Here is a 1,308-nt window from a genome sequence, read left to right as displayed (position 1 = left end):
TGAGAGTAGGTCATCGCCAGGCATTGAATAAAGCAAAACCCCAGTTGAGTGATCGACTGGGGTTTTTGTAATTTTGCTCCTTTAATACTCATCTCACCCGATCTCCCCGGCCTCTTCCCGTCGCAGTCATTAAAATATATTTAAAATAATCCTGCAGAGTTAAGGAGCGGATCATCTGGCTGTCTGTTCTGGCAAGCAGTTCAGGGGTAGACATATCAATCTGTCTGACTTGCGCAAGACCGGTGACGCCGGGCAGCACATTATACACTCCGAGTTGTTCACGGGCTTCAATCAACTTTTTCTGATTAAAGAGATTAGGTCTTGGGCCTACCAGACTCATATCGCCAACCAGAACATTCCAGAGCTGTGGCAGTTCGTCCAGTTTGGTTTTACGTAAGAAGCGACCCAGTGGCGTAATGGATGAGGAAGGGACAAGATGACTGGCAACAGAGATAGTATCCACTTGCATGGTACGGAACTTCACAAGCACAAACGGCTTTTTATAACGGCCAACCCGTTCCTGGCTGAACAGGGGAGAGCCAGTATCGAGAAAACCCATAATATAAATCACCAGAAGTAAAGGCGAGCTGAGAATAAGACCGAGTAAAGCCAGCAGGCAATCGAGGAAACGATACACTTCATTTTTTACCTGGAGAATAGGCCAAAACGGTAGCCCGAATACCCTGTTTGACAGGATAGGGCGATTGCCAGCCTAAAAGGTGGATTGCCTTTGTAGTATCAAGCTGTAAATCACCAATCAGCTTGTCTACGTTTAAATCTGTAGACGATATAAGCCATTGTCTCGCAATATAATGTTTATTTTCTCATCCAGGAGCGAATCATGAGTAAGGACGATTATTTAGAGCATATTGAAATTGATCAGGCAAAACGTTTTGGAAAACCTACCGTAAAGGGCACCAGAATAACGGTCACTGACATACTCGAAATGTCGGTAAGTGGGTATGACGCAAGCAGAAATATTGGATGAATACCCTAATTTTCTGGCAGAACAGATTAAGGCTGCGTTGCTTTACGCAGCCACGGAAAAATTATGAAAGTCCCTGTCCAGTAAGCACTTCAGCCAGATAGCGTGTACTTATAGCTGCTTTCTTTTGTTTTCTCTTCAGACCTGCTTTGAAGGTTTTCTTGTTGTCCAGTAGATTGAATGCAATATGTCTAAAGCCTGCTAAAATTTCTGCTCCGACATTTCCTCGGATACGACACTCGTCTTCTCTCATCGCAACATCGAGTTACCAGTGAAGCTTATTCTCGATGTGTCACTCTGCCATTGGTTCAGCTTCTCCAAAG

Annotated in this window: 3 protein-coding genes and 1 pseudogene; 2 read left to right on the top strand and 2 right to left on the bottom strand. The window is 44.4% G+C overall.

What is annotated here, in order from left to right:
• Positions 1–88: 88 nt before the first annotated feature.
• On the bottom strand, positions 89–637 hold the full coding sequence (locus KDK19_RS19265; RefSeq protein ID WP_257255479.1) for a sugar transferase: 549 nt from the start codon (positions 635–637) through the stop codon (positions 89–91).
• A 204-nt stretch (positions 638–841) separates the two neighbouring features.
• Between KDK19_RS19265 and KDK19_RS19260 the strand changes: the two genes are divergently transcribed.
• Both KDK19_RS19260 and KDK19_RS24595 read left to right on the top strand, forming a co-directional pair.
• Entirely contained in the window at positions 842–988 is a 147-nt protein-coding gene (locus tag KDK19_RS19260; protein WP_257292653.1) for a DUF433 domain-containing protein, read from the top strand.
• On the top strand, positions 963–1,055 hold the full coding sequence (locus KDK19_RS24595) for a DUF433 domain-containing protein (protein ID WP_368736477.1): 93 nt from the start codon (positions 963–965) through the stop codon (positions 1,053–1,055). The genes KDK19_RS19260 and KDK19_RS24595 overlap by 26 nt, the downstream gene beginning before the upstream one ends.
• Here the strand turns inward: KDK19_RS24595 and KDK19_RS19255 are convergent.
• Positions 1,050–1,277, bottom strand: a pseudogene (locus tag KDK19_RS19255) (transposase); the annotation flags it as partial. The gene KDK19_RS24595 and the pseudogene KDK19_RS19255 sit on opposite strands and share 6 nt — an antisense overlap.
• Positions 1,278–1,308: the final 31 nt, after the last annotated feature.

Origin of the sequence: Endozoicomonas sp. ONNA1, from assembly GCF_024606325.1 — a bacterium.
GTDB lineage: Bacteria > Pseudomonadota > Gammaproteobacteria > Pseudomonadales > Endozoicomonadaceae > Endozoicomonas_A.
This window is presented reverse-complemented; position numbering and strand designations above follow the sequence as displayed.

Excerpts from the sequence above, each read along its gene's own strand:
- KDK19_RS19260 (WP_257292653.1), top strand. The coding sequence starts at position 842 with ATGAGTAAGGACGATTATTTAGAGCATATTGAAATTGATCAGGCAAAA.
- KDK19_RS24595 (WP_368736477.1), top strand. The coding sequence starts at position 963 with ATGACGCAAGCAGAAATATTGGATGAATACCCTAATTTTCTGGCAGAA.